The following is a 19,441-nucleotide window of genomic DNA, read 5'->3' on the forward strand; positions in this document are numbered from 1 at the left end:
TGTTGGTAAAACCGACACATCAGACGGGGTGGAGTGCATAGCGCCCGCTTGTCAGAGGTGATTCTTGCAGGTTGTAAGGTACTAAGAAGCTAAAATTATTTAACCTGTTGAAATACAAGAGTAATTAATTGTCGATTAGCCTGGCCATCATCATGATCGCGATAAACCTGAGCCTGGCTCGGTCTCCTGTGGGAGGGGGCTTTTGTGGAGTGTCAGCCAGCTCGCGACCAGCAACGCACTGGCCGCTGCGGTCATGATCACCAAGGGGCTTGAGGTGCCATCTGACAGCAACCCGGTGACCCAGCTGCCTACGGCCGTGAGGAACATCTGGATAAAGAAGAACAACCCCGACGCCGTCCCGGCCATTGCGCCATAAGGCTGCAACACCGACAGCTGGCAGGCCGGAATCACCAAGCCTACCGACACCATGATTACCACCATGGGCAGCACAATGGCCAGCCATTCCCCAGGCAACAGTGTGGTTGCCATCGCCAGCATCACACTGCCCACTAGGTTCAAGCCGATGCCGACGCTGATCAACCGGTCGGGCTCGAAACGCTGCACTAATCGCCGAAACAGGTTTGCACCCAGCATGTAGCCGCTGATCGTGGCGGCAAACACCAGCGCGTAGGCCGTGGCGGACAGGTGAAAGCCACGCTGCAGCAGGGCCGACGATTCGCTGATAAACGGAAAATAGGTGCTGTAGACGCAACCGATGGCAAGGGAATAGCGCAGAAAATAGCGGTCACACAGCAGTTGACTGTAGATCCGCAGCAGATTGCTCGGCGGCGCGGCGGCAACTTCTGCCGGGCGGGTTTCCGGTAGGCGACGATACACCACCAGGTACAGCGCAGCGCCGATCAACCCCAGCAGCACGAACAGCCCACGCCAGTCGATCCAGGGCAGCATCAGGCTGCCCAGCACCGGTGCGGCCATCGGCGACACGGCCATGGCCATGGAGATCAACCCCAGCAAGCGTGCTTGTTCCTGGCGGTCGAAATAGTCGCGCACGATCACCCGGCCGATCACCGTGGTACAGCAGCCTCCGAGGGCCTGGAACAGGCGGGCGATGATCAGCACGCCGAGGCTGTCGGACAAGGCGCAGGCGGTGGTGGCCGCTACATAGAGGAACAGGCCAGAGAGCAGTACCGGACGGCGACCGAAACGGTCGGTCAACGGGCCGCTGACCAGCAGGGAAATCGCCGAGCCCAGGGTGTACAGCGTAAGGGTCAATTGCAGTTGGGCGTCGCTGCTGTGGAAGTCGTCGGCCATGGCGGGCAGGGCCGGCAGGTGCAGGTCCAGGGTGAGGCGTGGCAAGGCGATCAGGACGGTCAGCAGCACCAGCCAGAAGCCGGTGGAAAGGGAGCGTTGTGCCATGGAAAGCCTCAATCCTATGAGTAGAGCCCGAACTCTAGCGGCTTTGTGGTTTAATCCTGTGGGCCGTTTATTCGTGAATTGACTGGACCACTTATGCGCCAAGGAAAACAACCATCCGCCCTGGACCTGCCGCGTCCCGATGCCTTGGACACCGGCAAGCAGCAGGGCGCCTACGATGCGTTGCGTACCGCGATCCTGAATCGGCAGTTGCCGGCGGGCAGCCGCTTGCCGTCCACCCGCAGCCTGGCCGAGCGCTGGCGGGTGTCCCGTGGCACCCTTGAAGCGGCTTACGAACGTTTGCACAGCGAAGGCTACGTGCAGCGGGTGGCCGGCTCGGGTACTCGGGTGTGCGCGGTGATCCCGGAGCAATTCATTGCGGCCCCGGTGCCCACGACCATCCCGCGTCGTGCGGTGCAGCCCGATCAGCCCGATACCGCCGTACAAAGCCACGTGCCCTTCGTTGCACGGCGCCCGGACGCCAGTCTGTTCGACTTGAAAACCTGGGCGCGTTGCATTTCCCGTGGCTTGCTGAGCGTAGGCCCCGGCGTGCTGGAGGCTGCGCATCTGGCCGGGTTGCCAGCCTTGCGTGAGCAGATCGCCGACTACCTGCGCAGCTATCGCGGCATGCAATGCGAGGCCGACGAAGTGATCGTCACCACCGGCATTCGCCACGCGCTCGACCTGATCGCCCGCACGCTGCTCAAGCCTGGCGATACGGCCTGCATTGAAGACCCCGGCTATAAACCCGCACGTCGCCTGTTCAGTCTGGCCGGTGCGCGGGTTCAGAGTATCCCGGTGACGGCGGAGGGTTTGGATACCGAGCAACTGCCGGGCACTGCACGCCTGGCCTACGTCACCCCGGCGCACCAGGCCCCCCTGGGCATGACCCTGTCGGTCTCACGGCGTCTGGCGCTGCTGGACTGGGCCGCCCGTGCCGACGCCTGGGTGATCGAAGACGACTACGACAGCGAATACAACTACAACAGCGCGCCCCTGGCGGCGCTCAAGTCCCTGGATTCCGGTGACCGGGTGCTTTATTGCGGCAGCTTCAACAAAAACCTGTTTCCCGGTTTACGCGTCGGCTTCATGGTGGTGCCCAAAGCCTTGCGCCCTGCGTTGTTGCGCACCTTGCAACTCACCGGGCATTCGGTAGGGGCCACGGATCAGGTCGGGTTGCTGGAGTTCCTCGGCAGTGGTGCTTTCGTGCGTCATCTGCGTGCTTCGCGCCAGGCGTATCAGGCGCGGCGTGATGCCTTGCTCGCGTGCCTGCCGGATAACGGCTGTGTGAGTGGCCAGCAGGCAGGGTTGCACTTTGTGCTGTGGTTGCCGGCGGATATGGCGGAGGAGGATTTCTGCCAACGTGCCGCCGCTGTTGGGTTGATGTTGCAACCGTTGGGCAAGTTTTGCGTTGAGACACGCCTACCACCGGCAGTGATCATCGGCTACACCGCCTTGACCCTGGCACAGATCCGTTTCCATGGCCGAGTTCTCACGCAATTGTTAATGGCGGCTTAACCCCGGCTTGGCTAGACTCGCGCCCCATGAGCCGCCTTCTACGTGTCATCTTCGTCATGCTGCTGAGCCTCACGCTTCCCCTCACCGGGATGGCGGGTGTGCCGTCGAGCACCGAGCCGTGCCCGATGAAGATGTCAGACATGCCGATGATGAGCGACATGTCGCCCGACTGTTGCCAGGACGGCGTCGACCACGGCAAGGCGTGCAAGCCTGGCCAGGAATGCAAGACTGGCGGCATGCTGCAATTGTCGATGCCCGTGCTCAAGGCTCCGTTGACCCTGGCCCATCCGTTAGCCCTCAACGGCGCCTCCGATTTTATCCCCGACCGCACGCCGCCTGGCGTCTGGCGCCCACCCCGTTCCTGATTCCTGTTGCACCTGAAGACGCGTCCCTGACCGGGACGGCCTTGCTGTGGGCCGCATAAAGCGGCACGCAGTAGAACAGATCAGGAATCTTCACCATGAATTCCCTCTACATGCGCGCCCTGGTGGTGGGCGTGCTGGCGTGGCCGGCGTTGGCGAGCGCGCTGACCCTGGATGACGCCTTGCGCCTGGCGCAAAACACCGCACCGTCGCTGGCGGCAGAGTCGGCCAAGCTGCAAGCCGCCACTCAATCGGCGATCCCGGCCGGCGAACTGCCCGACCCAAAGTTGGTGGTGGGCCTGCAGAGTTTCCCCATTGGCGGGCCCAATCGCGGCACGTTGAATGGCGATGACATGACACAACAGATGATCGGCATACAGCAGCAGGTGCCCAGTCGCGACAAGCGCAAGGCCCGGGTCGAACTGGCTGACGCAACCATTGAGCGCACCGCGGCCGAGGGCAGAATCGAACGTCTGAATGTGCGCCAGGCTACCGCCCAGGCATGGATTCGCGCGTATGCGGTCGAGCAAAAGCAAGTGCTGTTCACCGCGTTCTACCAACAGAACCGCCTGTTGCAAGACACCGTGCGTGCGCAACTGGCAGGCGGTCGTGGCCAGGCTTCCGATGCGGTCATCCCCAAGCAGGAAGCCGCGGAACTCAACGGGCGCGAAGATGAACTGACCCAGCAACGCGCCCAGGCCCGCGCCGCCCTCAAACGCTGGATCGGTACGGCCGCCAACGAAGCCCCCAGCGGCCAGTTGCCCAACTGGACGCTCGATACCGGTAGCCTGAACCATAACCTGCATCAACACCCGCGGTTGCAAGCCTACGTGCCGCGCACTCGCGAGGCGCAAGCGCGGCTGCAGGAGGCCAAGGCGCAGAAAACCTCGGACTGGAGCTGGGAAGTCGACTACGGGCATCGCAGCCGTGAGTTCGGTGACATGGTCAACGTGCAGTTCACCTTCGACCTGCCGATTTTCCCCGGGCGTCGGCAAAACCCTGGCATCGCTGCCAAGCAGGCTGAACTGGACCAGCTCGACGCTGAACGCGAAGCCGCTACCCGTGAACATCTCCAGTTGCTCGACGATGACCTGGCCGACTACCAACGGCTGGACCGCGCCGTGCAGCGCAGCCAGGACAGCCTGGTGCCGCTCGCCGAGGAAAAGGTCCGACTGAGCCTGGCCGGTTACCGGGCGGGCAAGGGGGACTTGGTGAGCGTGGTCAGCGCTCGTCGTGAGCTGGTCGAAGCCCGTTTCAAACAGATTGATGCCATCGAGCAACGCGCCCTGGTCGGCGCCCAGCTGTACTTCGCCTATGGGGAACCTACCAATGAATAATCGAATCGCCGCAGCGCTCGTGCTGCTGGGGCTAGGCGTTGGCTACGGGGTGGCGCAGTTGCACCCGGCCGCTGTTGCTCCCGTCAAAGACGACAAGCAGGCGCTGTATTGGTACGACCCGATGTACCCACAGCAGAAGTTCGACAAGCCCGGCAAATCGCCGTTCATGGACATGCAACTGGTGCCGCGCTATGCCGACGCAGGCGCCTCGGCGGCAACGCCGGTGGTGCAGATCGATCCGCGCCTGGCGCAGAACATCGGCGTGCGCCTGGCCAGTGTCAGCCGGGGTGTGCTGACGTCCAATCTGGACGTGTCGGGCGTGCTGGCCTTCAACGACCGTGATGTGGCGGTGGTGCAGGCGCGGGCGGCGGGGTTTGTCGAGCGGGTTTACGCACGGGCTCCGGGGGATGTCCTCAAGGCCGGCGCGCCGTTGGCAGACATTCTGGTGCCTGAGTGGGCGGCGGTTCAGGAAGAGTTTCTGGCGCTGCGCCACAACGGTGACAGCGGTTTGATCGCTGCCGCGCGTCAACGCCTGCGCCTGAGTGGCATGCCCAGCGGGTTGATCACGCAGATGGAACGCAGCGGCCGGGTGCAGTCGGTGTTGACGGTTACCAGCCCGTTGAGCGGCGCATTGCAAACCCTCGAGGTGCGTGAAGGCATGACGGTGGCGGCGGGGCAGACCCTGGCGCGGCTCAATGGCCTGGATCGGGTGTGGTTGCAGGTCGCCGTGCCCGAGGCTCAAGGCGCAGCGTTGCATGTGGGGCAAACCGTGCAGAGCCGCTTTGTCGGTTTACCGGGCAACGTCGTCACCGGCATGGTCACTGCGATCTTGCCGGCCACCGCCATGGACAGTCGCACCGTGCAAGTACGTGTCGAGCTGCCCAACCCCGATGGAATCTTACGGCCTGGCATGACCGCCCAGGTCAGCCTGGCGCAAACCACTGGGCAATCGGTCGTGCAGGTGCCCAGCGAAGCGTTGATCCGCACCGGCAAGCGCGTGCTGGTGATGCTGGCAGAGGAGGGCGGTCACTATCGGCCAGTCGAGGTGGTCGTCGGTGCCGAAAATCAGGACCAGACCGTGATCGTCAGCGGCTTGCAGGAAGGCCAGCAAGTGGTCGCGTCTGGGCAATTCCTGCTCGACTCCGAGGCCAGTCTCAAAGGCATCACCGCGACCCCTGCCGAAGCCGCGATGAACATGCAGCCGGGAGCCCAACCATGATCGCCTTGTTGATTCGCTGGTCTGTGGCCAACCGCTTTCTGGTGTTGCTGGCGACGCTGTTCATCACTGCGTGGGGTGTCTGGTCGGTGCAGAACACGCCCGTCGACGCCTTGCCGGACCTTTCGGATGTGCAGGTGATCATTCGCACGCCGTACCCGGGACAGGCGCCGCAGATCGTCGAGAACCAAGTCACCTACCCGATGACCACTACCATGCTCTCGGTACCGGGGGCCAAGACCGTGCGTGGCTTTTCGTTTTTCGGCGACAGCTACGTGTACGTGTTGTTCGACGAAGGCACCGACCTGTATTGGGCCCGCTCGCGGGTATTGGAATACCTCAGCCAGTTGCAGGCGCGCCTGCCGGCCTCGGCCAAGCCGTCATTGGGGCCTGACGCCACCGGGGTGGGCTGGATCTACCAGTACGCCTTGGTGGACCGCACTGGCCAGCACGACTTGGCGCAATTGCGTGCGCTGCAGGACTGGTTCCTCAAGTTCGAACTCAAGACCCTGCCCAATGTGGCGGAAGTCGCCACCATCGGCGGCCAGGTCAAGCAGTATCAAGTGCAACTCGACCCACTGGCCCTGGCCAGTCGCGGCATCACCCAGGCACAGGTGAAGGACGCCATCGACAAGGCCAACCAGGAAGCCGGTGGCTCGGTGCTGAACCTGGGCGAGTCCGAGTACGTGGTGCGCGCCTCCGGCTACCTGAAAAACCTGGCCGACTTTCGCGCCATCCCGCTGCGCCTTGACGCCAACAATGTGCCGGTCACCTTGGGCGATGTGGCAAACGTCCAACTGGGTCCGGACCTGCGCCGAGGCATCAGCGAGCTGGACGGCAAGGGTGAGGCGGTTGGCGGCGTGGTGATCCTGCGCAGCGGCAAGAATGCACGGGAAGCCATCGCGGCGGTCAAGACCAAGCTGGAACAGTTGAAAAGCAGCCTGCCGCCGGGTGTGGAGATCGTCACCACCTACGACCGTAGCAAGTTGATCGACCGCGCCGTGGACAACCTCAGCCACAAGTTGCTGGAGGAATTCCTGGTGGTGGCGCTGGTGTGCGGGATTTTCCTGTGGCACCTGCGCTCGTCCCTGGTGGCGATCATCTCGTTGCCGGTAGGCGTGTTGATCGCCTTTATCGTCATGCGCTTCCAGGGTATCAACGCCAACATCATGTCCCTAGGCGGTATCGCGATTGCGATCGGCGCGATGGTGGATGCGGCGGTGGTGATGATCGAAAACGCCCACAAGAAAATCGAAGCCTGGCACCACGCCAACCCTGGCCGGGAATTGAAGGGCGATGAGCATTGGAAGGTGATGACCGACGCGGCGGTCGAAGTCGGGCCGGCGCTGTTTTTCTGCCTGTTGATCATTACGCTGTCGTTTATCCCGGTGTTCACCTTGCAGGCCCAGGAAGGTCGGTTGTTCGGCCCGTTGGCCTATACCAAGACCTACGCCATGGCGGCGGCGGCCGGCTTGTCGGTGACGTTGGTCCCCGTGTTGATGGGCTATTGGATTCGCGGGCGCATTCCCGATGAGCAGCGCAACCCGCTCAATCGCGGGCTGATCAAGCTCTATCAACCGGCCCTGGATGCGGTGCTGCGTTGGCCGCGCATGACCTTGCTGGTGGCGTTGCTGATAGCGGCGAGCGCGCTGTGGCCGATCTCGAAACTGGGCGGTGAGTTCCTGCCGCCGCTGGATGAGGGCGACTTGTTGTACATGCCTTCGGCATTGCCAGGTTTGTCGACGCAAACGGCGGGCGAACTGCTGCAACGCACCGATCGCCTGATCAAGAGCGTGCCCGAAGTCGCCCATGTGTTCGGCAAGGCGGGCCGCGCTGAAACCGCCACCGACCCGGCACCGCTGGAGATGTTCGAGACCACCATCGAGTTCAAGCCCAAGGACCAATGGCGCCCCGGCATGACCCCCGACAAGTTGGTCAAGGAGCTGGACCGCGTGGTGCAGGTGCCGGGCCTGACCAACATCTGGATTCCTCCGATCCGCAACCGTATCGACATGCTGGCCACTGGGGTCAAGAGCCCGATTGGGGTGAAGGTCGCAGGCACCAGCCTGATGCAGATCGACGCCGTGACCCAGGCCGTGGAGAAAGTTGCCAAGACAGTGCCGGGGGTGAGTTCGGCGTTGGCTGAACGCTTGACCGGCGGGCGCTATATTGACGTGGACATCGACCGTGCCGCCGCTGCGCAGTACGGGCTGAACATTACCGATGTACAGGCCATCGTGTCCGGCGCGGTGGGCGGTGAAACCATCGGCGAAACCGTGGAAGGCTTGGCGCGCTTCCCCATCAGCCTGCGTTATCCCAAGGAGTGGCGCGATTCGGTGGCGGCACTGCGCAACCTGCCGGTGTACACGCCGAAGGGCAGCCAGATCACGCTTGGCACGGTCGCCAAGATCCAGGTCAACGATGGCCCGCCGATGCTCAAGAGTGAAAACGCACGGCCTTCCGGTTGGGTGTATATCGACGTGCGTGACCGTGACTTGGCGTCGGTGGTCAAGGACCTGCGTGCGGCGATCAACCAGCAAGTGCACTTGCAACCGGGCATGAGCCTCAGTTACTCGGGTCAGTTCGAGTTCCTGGAGCGTGCCAATGAGCGATTGAAGCTGGTGGTGCCGGCCACGCTGCTGATCATTTTTGTGCTGCTGTACCTGACCTTTCGCCGGGTGGAGGAGGCGTTGTTGATTCTGGCGACGTTGCCGTTCGCACTGACCGGAGGTGTGTGGTTGCTCTACGGATTGGGCTTCAACCTGTCGGTGGCCACAGGCGTGGGGTTTATCGCGTTGGCGGGGGTGTCGGCGGAGTTCGGCGTGATCATGCTGCTGTACCTGAAAAATGCCTGGGCCGAGCGCACGGACGGCAACCTGCTGGCCGCCATCACTGAAGGCGCAGTGCTAAGGGTGCGGCCCAAGGCGATGACGGTGGCGGTGATCATCGCCGGGTTGTTGCCGATCCTGCTGGGCAGTGGTACGGGCAGTGAAGTGATGAGCCGCATTGCCGCACCGATGATCGGCGGGATGCTGACGGCGCCGCTGTTGTCGCTGTTCGTCATCCCGGCTGCGTACTACCTGATGCGCCGCCCTAAAGCCAAACACTGATCAAAAATGTGGGAGGGGGCAAGCCCACTCCCACAGGGGATCTTCAGAAGCCCAGGATCAGTCGTCGAACCCGACCTGCTCGTGGATCTCGTCCACCTTCAGTTCCAGGCGGTAGGCCACGGCGATAAACAACGCCTGACACAGGCACAAGGTGGCGCTCAACGAGCGGAAGGCAAATGAAGAGCCCTCATTCACCAGCAGCACCGCGTTCGCCCGCTTGGCCAGGGGCGACAGGTTGCTGTCGGTGATGATCAGGGTCTTGGCCTGGTGGTGCTGAGCGATGCGCAGGCAGTGCTGAGTCTCTTTGCCGTAGGGCGTGAAGCTGATGGCGATCACCAGATCGTTGGCACGCACGCTGCGCATCTGTTCGCGGTAACTGCCGCCGAGGCCGGAGACCAGGTGAATGCGCTTGTTGGTGTGTTGCAGGTTGTAGACCAGGTAATCCGCCACTGCAAAAGAACGGCGCACGCCGACCACGTAGATATTGTCGGCATTGACCACCAGGTCCACGGCTTTCTCGAACGCCGCGTCATCCAGTTCCAGCCCCAGGCGCTCGATGCCGGACAGTGTGGCGTTGACGCATTCACGCGCCAGATCGCCGCCGCTGGCTTTCTGCGACTTGTTGGCGATCATGCTGCGGATACGCTGCTGGTAGTTCTGCACCGGCGTGGTCTTGTGGGTGTAGGCCTCGCGAAACAACGCCTGCATCTCACTGAAACCACTGAAACCGAAGCGCTGGGAAAAGCGCACGATGGCCGAAGGGTGCACTTCACATTCGCGGGCGATGTCGCTGATGCGATCGACCATGATCCGGTCGCTCTGCTGGCTCATGTAGCTGGCGATGCGTTTGAGCTGGCGTGGCAGGCTTTCGTATTCGTCGGTGATCAGCTGCAACAGGCGTTCGGCATTGACCGGAGGGCTGGGGATCGTGGCTTCCAGGGTGGTCTCGGGATCGGTGCGGGACATGGGCAATCCTTCTGGCGTTTTCGTCTGTTGCGCTGATGGGTGGCGCAAGTCTACAGGGTAGGCGCAAAAAAATACCCCGGCATCACGGCCCGCGTGGCCTGCTGAAACGATGCACGGCGGCTGGCGTGCCATTATGCCAGCGTATTGGAAAAAATATTCCACTAAAAATAATTATGGAATAAATATTGATTGCCGTCGCCGGACGTTCTAGTCTGCTCCCACCAAGAGCGTTTGCCGCCCCCACGGCGGCACAACGCAGGCTGATAAAAATAACAGGAGCCAGCATGGGCCAGACTCGTTTTGCCAGTGGGCGTCAATTGGATCTGATTTGCCTCGGGCGCCTGGGCGTCGACCTCTACGCACAGCAAGTGGGTGCGCGGCTTGAGGACGTGTCCAGCTTCGCCAAGTACCTCGGTGGGTCCTCCGCCAATATCGCTTTCGGCACCGCTCGGCTGGGGCTCAGGTCAGCGATGTTGAGTCGGGTCGGGGATGACCACATGGGGCGTTTCCTGCTCGAATCCCTGGCGCGTGAAGGCTGCGATGTCAGCGGCATCAAGGTCGACCCCGAGCGCCTCACCGCGTTGGTGCTGCTGGGCCTCAAGGACCGCGAAACCTTCCCCCTGGTGTTCTACCGCGAAAACTGCGCCGACATGGCCCTGCGCGCCGAAGACATCAACGAGGCCTTTATCGCCTCCAGCAAAGCCCTGCTGATCACCGGCACGCATTTCTCCACGGAGGGTGTGTACAAGGCCAGCCTCCAGGCCCTGGACTATGCCGCCAAGCACAACGTCAAGCGCGTGCTGGACATCGACTACCGCCCGGTGCTGTGGGGCCTGGCGGGCAAGGCGGACGGGGAAACGCGGTTTGTCGCCGACCAGAATGTCAGCCAGCACGTGCAGAAAATCCTGCCGCGTTTCGACCTGATCGTCGGCACCGAAGAAGAGTTTCTGATCGCCGGTGGCAGTGAAGACCTGCTGGTCGCACTGCGCACCGTGCGTGAACTGACCCCGGCAACCCTGGTGGTCAAGCTCGGCCCGCAAGGTTGCACAGTGATCCATGGTGCCATCCCCGCACGTTTGGAAGACGGCGCGATCTACCCCGGCGTACGGGTTGAAGTCCTCAATGTGCTCGGCGCCGGCGATGCGTTCATGTCCGGCTTCCTCAGCGGGTGGCTGAACGATGCCAGCGATGAACGTTGCAGCCAGTTGGCCAATGCCTGCGGCGGCTTGGTGGTGTCGCGCCACGCCTGCGCCCCGGCAATGCCGACGCCGGCCGAACTGGATTACCTGTTCAACAGCCCGGTGCCTATCACGCGGCCGGATCAGGACGTGACCCTGCAGCGCCTGCACCGTGTCAGCGTGCCGCGCAAGGCCTGGAAGCAGTTGTTCGTGTTTGCCTTCGACCATCGCTGGCAGTTGGTGGACCTCGCGCAAAAGGGCGGGCAAGACCCGCTGCGCATCAGCGACATCAAGCAGCTGTTTATCCAGGCTATCGAGCGGGTGGAGCAGAAACTTGGCGAGCAGGGTGTCGACGCCGATGTAGGGCTGCTGGCCGACCAACGTTTCGGCCAGGACGCGCTCAACACCGCCAGCGGTCGCGGCTGGTGGATCGCGCGCCCGGTGGAAGTACAGAACTCGCGGCCGTTGGCGTTCGAACATGGGCGTTCGGTCGGCAGCAACCTGATTGCCTGGCCCCAGGAGCAGATCATCAAGTGCCTGGTGCAATTCCACCCGGACGACGAGCCGTTGCTGCGCCTGGAGCAGGAGGCACAACTCAAGGCGGTGTACGAGGCGTCCCTGGTCAGTGGCCATGAGTTGCTACTGGAGGTCATCCCACCCAAGGATCATCCATCCATCTACCCGGATGTGCTCTATCGCAGCCTCAAGCGCCTGTACAACCTGGGCATCTACCCGGCGTGGTGGAAGATCGAGGCGCAGTCGGCCGAGGATTGGAAAAAGCTCGACGAACTGATCCAGGAGCGCGACCCATACTGCCGTGGCGTAGTGTTGCTGGGCTTGAATGCTTCAGCCGAGTACCTGGCTGATGGCTTCCAGCAAGCTCGCCACAGCACCACCTGCCGTGGTTTTGCCGTAGGCCGCACGATCTTCCAGGAGCCGAGCCGCGCCTGGATGGCCGGGGAGATTGATGACGAGACCCTGATTCAGCAGGTGCAGCACACGTTCGAACAGCTCATCAATGCCTGGCGCAGTTCCCGAACCTGATCACAATTCCAAATGTGCAATGCAATCAAATGTGGGAGGGGGCTTGCCCCCGATGGCGGTGGTTCAGTTATAGAGGTTTTGCCTGATTAACCGCTATCGGGAGCAAGCCCCCTCCCACATAAAGCAGATCTCAGTGATATCTGAAAAAAATAAAAGGTGCAGCCATGCCCGCAATTCGAATTGGCATCAACCCGATCTCCTGGAGCAACGACGACCTGCCGGCCCTGGGCGGTGAAACGCCCTTGAGCACGGCCCTCAGCGAAGGCAAGGAAATCGGCTACGAAGGTTTTGAGCTCAACGGCAAATTCCCCAAGGACGCCAAGGGCGTCGGCGATGTATTGCGCCCCTATGACCTGGCACTGGTCTCCGGCTGGTATTCCAGCCGCCTGGCGCGGCGCTCGGTGGCGGAAGAAATCGAGGCTATTGCCGGTCATGTCGAATTGCTCAAGCACAATGGCGCCAAGGTGCTGGTGTATGGCGAAGTCGCCGACTCGATCCAGGGTTCGCGCATCCGCCTGATCGAACGTCCGCGTTTTCACAGCGAACAGGCTTGGCAGGAATACGCGGACAAACTCACCGAACTGGCTCGCTTCACCCTGTCCCAGGGCGTGCGGTTGGCCTACCACCATCACATGGGCGCCTACGTCGAATCTCCCGAAGACATCGACCAGTTGATGAGCCGCACCGGCCCTGAAGTCGGCCTGCTGTTCGACTCCGGCCACTGCTACATGGGCGGCGGCGAACCCATCGAGGTGCTGCGCAAACATATCGGGCGCGTCTGCCACGTGCATTTCAAGGACGTGCGCAAGCCGGTGGTGCAACTGGCACGCAACCAGATGTGGAGCTTCCCCGATTGCATCGTCAACGGCACCTTCACCGTGCCCGGCGACGGTGATATCGATTTCGCGGAATTGCTCGACGTCCTGCTGGCTGCGCAATACGAGGGCTGGCTGGTGGTGGAAGCCGAGCAAGACCCTGCCGTGGCGCCGAGCTATATCTACGCCAAAAAGGGTTATGACACCTTGCGCGCGCTTCTCAACGAGAGGACTTGAGTGATGAGCTTGCTGGTCAAAAGCAGCAAACGTGGACAAACCATGGTGGCCCTGGAAGCCGGGCGCCTGGAGTATGTGGGTTTTTCCGCTTACCGCCTGAGCCTGGGTGAAACCCTGCCGGTCAGTACCGGGGATAAGGAGCTGTGCCTGGTGCTGCTCAGCGGTCGGGTGAACATTGAAGGCGAGGGCTTCAACTGGCAGAACCTGGGTGATCGCCAGTCGGTGTTCGAAGACAAGTCACCTTTCGCCGCCTACCTACCGCCTGGCACCACGGCCCAGGTCACCGCCTTGAGCGATGTACAGATCGCCGTGTGCGCCGCGCCCGGTGCCGAAGGCTACGCGCCACGTCTGATCCGCCCGGAAAACTGCAAGCGCAGCGTCCGTGGCAAAGGCGCCAACACCCGCTACGTGTGCGACATCCTGCCCGACAGCGAGCCGGCCCATTCCCTGCTGGTGGTGGAAGTGCGCACGCCGTCCGGGCATTCGTCGAGCTACCCGCCGCACAAGCACGACACCGACGACCTGCCGCACCAGAGCTTCCTTGAAGAAACCTACTACCACCAGATCAATCCGCCCCAGGGCTTCGTGTTCCAGCGCGTCTACACCGACGACCGCAGCATCGACCAGGCCATGGCCGTAGAAAACAGCGACCTGGTGGTGGTGCCCAAGGGGTATCACCCGGTCAGCGTGCCGTATGGCTATGAGTCCTACTACCTGAATGTGATGGCCGGCCCGAAGCGTGCCTGGCATTTCCATAACGACCCGCAGCACAGCTGGCTGCTGGACCTTTAAGGGGCGTGACATGACCACCACCCGATTGACCATGGCCCAGGCCCTGGTGAAGTTCCTGGATAACCAATACATCGAAGTCGATGGCGTACAGAGCAAGTTTGTCGCCGGGGTGTTCACGATTTTCGGTCACGGCAATGTGCTGGGCCTGGGCCAGGCCCTGGAGCAGGACAGCGGTGACCTGGTGGTGCACCAGGGCCGCAATGAGCAAGGCATGGCCCACGCCGCCATCGGTTTCGCCAAGCAGCACCTGCGGCGCAAGATCTACGCGTGCACGGCGTCTGTGGGGCCGGGCGCGGCGAATATGCTGACCGCCGCTGCGACGGCCACCGCCAACCGTATCCCGTTGCTGTTGTTGCCCGGCGATGTCTACGCCAGCCGTCAGCCCGACCCGGTGCTGCAACAGATCGAGCAGTTCCATGACCTGAGCATCAGCACCAACGACGCCTTCCGTTCCGTGAGCAAGTACTGGGACCGCATCAACCGGCCCGAGCAGTTGATGACGGCGGCGATCCACGCCATGCGCGTATTGACTGATCCCGCGGAGACTGGCGCCGTGACCCTGGCGCTACCGCAAGATGTGCAGGCTGAAGCCTGGGACTATCCCGATTATTTCCTGCAAAAACGTGTGCACCGCATCGAGCGCCGCCCGGCCACTGCGGCGATGATCGGCGATGCCTTGGCCGCGTTCCGGGGCAAGCGCAAACCGCTGATCATCTGCGGCGGCGGCGTGAAGTACTCCGGCGCGAATGCTGCGCTGCAAGCCTTTGCCGAACGCTTTGATATTCCTTTCGCCGAAACCCAGGCGGGCAAGAGCGCGGTGATCTCCGCTCATCCGCTGAACGTCGGTGGCATTGGTGAAACCGGCTGCCTGGCGGCCAACCTGCTGGCGCCCGAGGCAGACCTGATCATCGGCATCGGCACCCGCTATACCGACTTCACCACTTCGTCGAAATCGCTGTTCAAGCATCCCGAGGTGAAGTTCCTCAACCTCAATATCAGCCCGTGCGATGCCTTGAAGCTGGATGGCGTGCAGGTACTGGCTGATGCGCAAGTGGCTCTGGACGCATTGGCCGACGCCTTGGGCGATTACCGCTCGGGCTGGGGCGAGCAGATCCGCGACGCCAAGGCGCAGCTGGACGCGGAAGTGGACCGTGTGCATCACGTGGAATATGACGGCGATGGCTTCGTGCCCGAAGTCGATGACCACCTGGACCGCGCGGTGCTGCGCGAATTTATCGAACTGACCGGTTCATGCCTGACCCAAAGCCGTGTACTGGGCGTGCTGAACCAGGCCCTGGCCGACGACGCGATCATCGTCGCCGCCGCCGGCAGCCTGCCCGGCGACTTGCAGCGCGCCTGGCGCAGCAAGGGCGTCAACACGTACCACGTCGAGTACGGCTATTCGTGCATGGGTTACGAGATCAATGCGGCCTTGGGGGTGAAGCTGGCAGAGCCAGGCAAGGAGGTCTATGCCCTGGTCGGCGATGGCTCGTACATGATGCTGCATTCGGAACTGGCCACCTCGATCCAGGAGCGGCGCAAGATCAATGTGGTGCTGCTCGACAACATGGCCTTCGGTTGCATCAACAACCTGCAGATCGGCAATGGCATGGACAGTTTCGGCACTGAATTCCGCTTCCGCAACCCCGAGAGCGGCAAGCTCGACGGCGGGCTGGTGCCGGTGGACTTCGCCATGAGTGCGGCGGCGTATGGCTGCAAGACCTACAAGGTGAGCACGGTGGAGCAACTGGAAGCGGCCCTGGCCGATGCGCGCACGCAGACCGTGTCGACGTTGATCGACATCAAGGTACTGCCCAAGACCATGGTCCACGGCTACCTGTCGTGGTGGCGGGTGGGCGTGGCACAGGTGTCCACCAGCGAACGCACGAATGCGGCGGCGAAAAAACTCAATGAACAGCTGGCCAAGGCCCGGCAGTACTAATAACAAAAGGGGTGAATGTATGTCGTTGAAGCTAGGTGTGATCGGTACGGGCGCCATCGGCCGGGACCATATTCGTCGTTGCAGCCAGACCTTGCTCAACAGCCAGGTGGTGGCCGTCACCGACATCAACCTTGAGCAAGCGGCCAAGGTGGTGGCGGATTTGAAGTTGGACGCCGAGGTGTACCCGGACGGGCGTGCGCTGATCGCCTCGCCGCAGGTGGAGGCGGTGCTGGTGACGTCCTGGGGGCCGAGCCACGAAGAATTCGTGCTGGCCGCCATCGCCGCCGGCAAGCCGGTGTTTTGTGAGAAGCCCCTGGCGGTGACGGCCGCAGGCTGTCGCAAGATCGTCGACGCCGAAGTGGCCTACGGCAAGCGCCTGGTGCAAGTGGGCTTCATGCGTCCGTATGACGAAGGCTATCGTGCCCTCAAGGCGGTGATCGACAGTGGCCAGATCGGCGAGCCGTTGATGCTGCACTGCGCGCACCGCAACCCGACGGTGGGGGAGAACTACAAGACCGACATGGCGATCACCGACACGTTGATCCATGAGCTGGATGTGTTGCGCTGGCTGCTCAACGACGACTATGTGTCGGTACAAGTGGTGTTCCCGCGCAAATCCAGCAAGGCGCTGGCCCACCTGCGCGACCCGCAGATCGTGCTGCTGGAAACCGCCAAGGGCACGCGCATCGATGTGGAAGTCTTTGTGAACTGCCAGTACGGCTACGACATCCAGTGCGAAGTGGTGGGGGAGACCGGCATCGCCAAACTGCCGGAGCCGTCCCAGGTGCAGCTGCGCAGTGGCGCGAAACTGTCGAATGCGATCTTGATGGACTGGAAGGACCGGTTCATCGGTGCCTACGACGTGGAGTTGCAGGCCTTCATTGATAGCGTGCGTGCCGGCCAAGTGGGCGGGCCATCGGCGTGGGATGGGTTTGCGGCGGCGGTGGCGGCGGATGCGTGTATCGAGGCGCAGGGCAGTGAGCAGATTGTGAAGGTGAGCTTGCCGAAGCGTCCGCACTTCTACGGCTAAACCACTGAAGAAACTCGATCAAAAACTGTGGGAGCTGGCTTGCCTGCGATAGCAGAGTATCAGGCAATACATTTGCAACTGACAGATTGCTATCGCAGGCAAGCCAGCTCCCACACTTGAATTGGGTTTCCACTTCAATTGAGGAGTGTATGTATGCGAATCGGACTGGTCGGCTACGGCCACGGCGGGCGCTTTTTTCATGCGCCGCTGATTGCAACCTTGCCCGGCGCCACGTTTGTCGGCGTTGTCACACGCTCAGCCGAGCGCCGGCAACAATTGAACACTGACCATCCCGGTGTGAAAGCCTTCGACTCCATCGGCCAGATCGTTGAGGCCGGCGTCGACGCCCTGGTCATTTCCACCACGCTCAAAGGCCGTCCGGCGCTGGTCTTGGAAGCCATCGAGCACGGCATCGCCGTGGTCAGCGACAAACCTTTTGCCGCCAACGCTGAACAGGCCCAGGCACTGATCACCGCCGCCGAGCGCCAAGGTGTGCTGCTGAGTGTCTATCAGAACCGACGTTGGGATTCGGATTACCTGACGTTACGCAAACTCATCGACGCTGGCGCCCTAGGCGAGATCACCCGGTTTGAATCCCGGGTCGAACGCTACAGCCCACACGCCGTGGGCAATGCCAGTGGCGGCGGCTGGTTACGGGACTTGGGCAGCCATCTGGTAGACCAGGCGCTGCAATTGTTCGGCCCAGTGGATCGCGTATTCGCACAATTGCAGTTCAGCCCGGAACACCCAACGCTCGACCACGGTTTTTTTGTCTCCCTGACCCACACCAACGGCGTGATTTCCCACCTGTGGGGCAATGCGCTGCAAAACAGCCAGGCACCGCGCTTTCGGGTGAGCGGCACCTTGGGTTGTTACACCGTGGAGGGCCTGGATGGTCAGGAAGAAGCACTGATGGCCGGCAAATCCCCCAAAACCGAAGGCGAGCATTGGGGCGCTGAAGAGCACCGGCGCTGGGGTTGGTTCGAGCAAGGGGCGGAGCGAGAGCGAGTACCGTCGGAGAAGGGTTGCTGGACGCAGTTCTACCGTCAGTTGCAACGCGCTGTGCACGGCCAGGGAGCACTGCCGGTCGACGCCTATGATGCGCTGGAAACCACCCGTATATTGGACGCCGCACGCCTCAGCGCCGAGCGCCAGCAGGTGGTTTCAACAAAAATAGAATAAAATTCTAAAATGTGTTGATGTGGAAATTATTTTCCAATAAAGTCTTTTCCAGGTTGCAAAAAGTACGTTCGAACTCGATTCGTGCGACTCAACAAAAACAAGATCAAAAACAACCAGGTACCGTCAGATGAAAATCTTCAACGCTGTACTGCGAGTTTTACGCCCCGTCTTTGCGTCACGCGGTCTGCCCCGCGCCCGCCCGTTTTATTTTTCCTTCCTTAATGTGCTGTGTGTCGAAAACAAAGGCGCGCTGGTGTGCTGCATCCCGGGTGCGCCGGTGGTCCGACTGCCCGCCGAGCTCTGATAAACGCAACGTCCAAAAAACCAACAAGAATGTGGAGACAGACCGTTCATGAAGACCCCGATCCGTTTCACCGCGCTGGCCCTGTCCATGCTGCTGGCCAGCAGCTTCGCCTCGGCTGCCGATCTCAAGATCGGCGTGAGCATGTCGCAGTTCGATGACACCTACCTGACCAATGTGCGTGAGTTCATGGTCGAGCAAGCCAAGTCCTATCCGAAGGGCGACGGTGTGCAATTGCAATTCGAAGACGCTCGTGCCGACGTGGTCAAGCAACTGAGCCAGGTCGAGAACTTCATCAGCCAGAAAGTCGACGCCATCATCGTCAACCCGGTGGATACGGCGTCTACGGCAAGAATCAGCAAGGAAGCGACCGAGGCTGGCATTCCGCTGGTGTACGTCAACCGTCGGCCTGATCAGAAGGACCTGCCCAAAGGTGTCGCAGCCGTGACCTCCAATGATGAAGAGGCCGGCCGCCTGCAAATGCAGTACATCGCCGACAAACTGGGCGGCAAGGGCAAGATCGTGATCCTGCTCGGTGACCTGGCCAACAACTCCACCACCAACCGTACCAAGGGCATCAAGGAGATCCTGGCCAAGTACCCGGACATCAAGATCGAGCAGGAGCAGACCGGCATCTGGCTGCGTGACAAGGGCATGACCCTGGTCAACGACTGGCTGACCCAAGGCCGTGCGTTCAATGCCGTGCTCGCCAACAATGATGAAATGGCCATTGGTGCCGCCATGGCCTTGAAGTCGGTGGGCACCAAGCCGGGCAGCGTATTGATCGCGGGTGTCGATGGCACGCCGGATGGCTTGAACGCGATTTCCAGGGGCGAGATGACGGTGTCGGTGTTCCAGGACGCAAAAGGCCAGGCGGACGGTTCGGTAGAGGCGGCACGCAAGATGGCCAAAGGCGAAACGATCGAACAGAACATCGTTATCCCGTTCCAGTTGATCACCCCGGACAACCTCAAAGACTTCAAGTAGCCCTGTCATAACAACAATAAGCCGGCAGGGCGGTCACGGCCGCCCTGCAG

The 19,441-nt window shown here is 61.9% G+C and carries 16 protein-coding genes; 13 read left to right on the forward strand and 3 right to left on the reverse strand.

Annotated features, from left to right (window positions below; all coding sequences use genetic code 11):
* Positions 1-150: 150 nt before the first annotated feature.
* A complete protein-coding gene (locus tag AC07V4_RS18810) occupies positions 151-1,377 on the reverse strand; it encodes a multidrug effflux MFS transporter (RefSeq protein WP_492636453.1) in 1,227 nt (408 codons plus the stop codon).
* Between the two features lie 93 nt (positions 1,378-1,470).
* Between AC07V4_RS18810 and pdxR the strand changes: the two genes are divergently transcribed.
* The 5 genes from pdxR (at position 1,471) to AC07V4_RS18835 (ending at position 8,917) form a co-directional block, all read left to right on the forward strand.
* Positions 1,471-2,892 (forward strand): MocR-like pyridoxine biosynthesis transcription factor PdxR, encoded by a 1,422-nt coding sequence (gene pdxR / locus AC07V4_RS18815; protein WP_492636454.1) that lies wholly within the window; start codon positions 1,471-1,473, stop codon positions 2,890-2,892.
* 26 nt (positions 2,893-2,918) lie between these two features.
* Positions 2,919-3,257 carry a hypothetical protein gene (locus AC07V4_RS18820; RefSeq protein WP_431750089.1) on the forward strand — a complete coding sequence of 113 codons (339 nt, stop codon included), beginning with the start codon at positions 2,919-2,921 and terminating at the stop codon, positions 3,255-3,257.
* A 95-nt stretch (positions 3,258-3,352) separates the two neighbouring features.
* On the forward strand, positions 3,353-4,591 hold the full coding sequence (locus AC07V4_RS18825; RefSeq protein ID WP_492636455.1) for a TolC family protein: 1,239 nt from the start codon (positions 3,353-3,355) through the stop codon (positions 4,589-4,591).
* Positions 4,584-5,810: an efflux RND transporter periplasmic adaptor subunit gene (locus AC07V4_RS18830; RefSeq protein WP_492636456.1), complete on the forward strand. Its 1,227-nt coding sequence runs from the start codon at positions 4,584-4,586 to the stop codon at positions 5,808-5,810. The genes AC07V4_RS18825 and AC07V4_RS18830 overlap by 8 nt, the downstream gene beginning before the upstream one ends.
* Positions 5,807-8,917 (forward strand): efflux RND transporter permease subunit, encoded by a 3,111-nt coding sequence (locus tag AC07V4_RS18835; protein WP_492636457.1) that lies wholly within the window; start codon positions 5,807-5,809, stop codon positions 8,915-8,917. The genes AC07V4_RS18830 and AC07V4_RS18835 overlap by 4 nt, the downstream gene beginning before the upstream one ends.
* A 57-nt stretch (positions 8,918-8,974) precedes the next feature.
* On the opposite strand, the gene AC07V4_RS18840 is transcribed toward AC07V4_RS18835, so the two are convergent.
* Entirely contained in the window at positions 8,975-9,883 is a 909-nt protein-coding gene (locus tag AC07V4_RS18840; protein ID WP_431751211.1) for a MurR/RpiR family transcriptional regulator, read from the reverse strand.
* Positions 9,884-9,965: 82 nt separating this feature from the next.
* The gene (locus AC07V4_RS18845) at positions 9,966-10,169 is read right to left on the reverse strand and encodes a hypothetical protein (protein ID WP_493183837.1); all 204 of its coding nucleotides are present in this window, start codon (positions 10,167-10,169) and stop codon (positions 9,966-9,968) included.
* Here AC07V4_RS18845 and AC07V4_RS18850 point away from each other — a divergent pair.
* The 8 genes from AC07V4_RS18850 (at position 10,168) to AC07V4_RS18885 (ending at position 19,391) form a co-directional block, all read left to right on the forward strand.
* Entirely contained in the window at positions 10,168-12,105 is a 1,938-nt protein-coding gene (locus AC07V4_RS18850; RefSeq protein ID WP_492636458.1) for a bifunctional 5-dehydro-2-deoxygluconokinase/5-dehydro-2-deoxyphosphogluconate aldolase, read from the forward strand. The two genes, AC07V4_RS18845 and AC07V4_RS18850, sit on opposite strands and share 2 nt — an antisense overlap.
* 164 nt (positions 12,106-12,269) lie before the next feature.
* The gene (iolE, locus tag AC07V4_RS18855; RefSeq protein WP_431751209.1) at positions 12,270-13,157 is read left to right on the forward strand and encodes a myo-inosose-2 dehydratase; all 888 of its coding nucleotides are present in this window, start codon (positions 12,270-12,272) and stop codon (positions 13,155-13,157) included.
* Positions 13,158-13,160: 3 nt separating this feature from the next.
* A complete protein-coding gene (gene iolB / locus AC07V4_RS18860) occupies positions 13,161-13,949 on the forward strand; it encodes a 5-deoxy-glucuronate isomerase (protein ID WP_492636459.1) in 789 nt (262 codons plus the stop codon).
* 10 nt (positions 13,950-13,959) lie between these two features.
* Positions 13,960-15,891 carry a 3D-(3,5/4)-trihydroxycyclohexane-1,2-dione acylhydrolase (decyclizing) gene (iolD, locus tag AC07V4_RS18865; RefSeq protein WP_492636460.1) on the forward strand — a complete coding sequence of 644 codons (1,932 nt, stop codon included), beginning with the start codon at positions 13,960-13,962 and terminating at the stop codon, positions 15,889-15,891.
* A gap of 19 nt (positions 15,892-15,910) precedes the next feature.
* Complete coding sequence (gene iolG / locus AC07V4_RS18870) at positions 15,911-16,921, forward strand: bifunctional inositol 2-dehydrogenase/D-chiro-inositol 1-dehydrogenase (RefSeq protein ID WP_492636461.1); 1,011 nt, start codon at positions 15,911-15,913, stop codon at positions 16,919-16,921.
* A gap of 153 nt (positions 16,922-17,074) precedes the next feature.
* Positions 17,075-18,103 carry a Gfo/Idh/MocA family protein gene (locus AC07V4_RS18875; RefSeq protein WP_492636462.1) on the forward strand — a complete coding sequence of 343 codons (1,029 nt, stop codon included), beginning with the start codon at positions 17,075-17,077 and terminating at the stop codon, positions 18,101-18,103.
* A 127-nt stretch (positions 18,104-18,230) separates the two neighbouring features.
* On the forward strand, positions 18,231-18,407 hold the full coding sequence (locus AC07V4_RS18880) for a hypothetical protein (RefSeq protein WP_492636463.1): 177 nt from the start codon (positions 18,231-18,233) through the stop codon (positions 18,405-18,407).
* A 48-nt stretch (positions 18,408-18,455) separates the two neighbouring features.
* A complete protein-coding gene (locus AC07V4_RS18885) occupies positions 18,456-19,391 on the forward strand; it encodes a sugar ABC transporter substrate-binding protein (RefSeq protein WP_492636464.1) in 936 nt (311 codons plus the stop codon).
* Positions 19,392-19,441 lie beyond the last annotated feature (50 nt).

Source organism: Pseudomonas sp. GW821-FHT03A09 (assembly GCF_059421065.1).